The sequence below is a fragment of the Geodermatophilus sp. YIM 151500 genome, assembly GCF_025716945.1.
Taxonomy (GTDB): domain Bacteria; phylum Actinomycetota; class Actinomycetes; order Mycobacteriales; family Geodermatophilaceae; genus YIM-151500.
In genome coordinates this window covers 1-1,030 of sequence record NZ_JAOVZT010000044.1, presented here as the reverse complement: position 1 = coordinate 1,030, position 1,030 = coordinate 1, and the positions used below count along the sequence as shown (strand labels likewise).

Sequence of the window (1,030 nt, the reverse complement as noted above, 5' to 3'; positions counted from 1 at the left end):
GACGTGGACGGTGGGGGTCACCGGCGCCACCGGCTATGCGGGGGGAGAGGTGTGCCGGTTGCTGGCCGGGCACCCGTTCCTCCGGCTGGCCGGGGTGCACGCCGGGAGCAGCGCCGGCCGCCGCCTGGGTGAGCTGCAGCCGCACCTGCTCCCGTTCGCCGACCTGACCGTGCAGCCCAGCGACGCGGGCAGCCTGGCCGGGTACGACGTGGTCGTGCTCGCCCTGCCGCACGGCGAGTCGGCCGCGATCGCCGCGCGGCTGCCCGGCGACGTGCTGGTCGTCGACTGCGGAGCCGACCACCGGCTGGACGACCCGGCGGCGTGGGCCCGCTGGTACGGCGGCGGGCACCCCGGCGGCTGGCCGTACGGGCTGCCCGAGCTGCCCGGCCAGCGGGAGCGGCTGCGCGGGGCCACGCGGATCGCCGTGCCCGGGTGCTATCCGACCTCGGTCGCGCTCGCCCTCGCGCCGGCCCTGGCCGAGGGCCTCGTCGAGCCCGAGGTCGTGGTGGTGGCCGCCAGCGGCACCAGCGGCGCGGGCCGGTCGGCCGGGCCGCACCTGCTCGGCAGCGAGGTGATGGGCGCGGTCAGCGCCTACGGCGTCGGCGGGGTGCACCGGCACACCCCCGAGATGGTGCAGACGCTGTCGCGGGCCGCCGGCACCCCGGTGACGGTCAGCTTCACGCCCACGCTGGTTCCGATGCCCCGCGGCATCCTGGCCACCTGCTCGGCGCGGGTCGCCCCGGGCACCGACGCGGCCGCCGCCCGGGCGGCGTATGAGAAGGCCTACGCCGACGAGCCGTTCGTGCACCTGCTGCCCGAGGGCCGGTGGCCGACCACCGCGCAGGTGCTGGGCGCCAACACCGTCGCGCTGCAGGTGGCCGTCGACCCGGACGCCGGCCGGCTGGTCGTCGTCGCGGCCGTCGACAACCTCACCAAGGGCACCGCCGGTGCCGCCGTGCAGTGCGCCAACCTCGCCCTCGGCCTGCCCGAGACCACCGGCCTGCCCGTGGTCGGGGTGGCACCGTGAGCG

Annotated in this window: 1 protein-coding gene; it reads left to right on the top strand. The window is 78.1% G+C overall.

The features are described 5' to 3' along the window. Window positions 1–1,027: N-acetyl-gamma-glutamyl-phosphate reductase (argC, locus tag OF117_RS22065; RefSeq protein WP_263555008.1), on the top strand; the 1,027-nt coding region annotated here is incomplete at its 5' end. Between the last annotated feature and the right edge of the window lie 3 nt (window positions 1,028–1,030).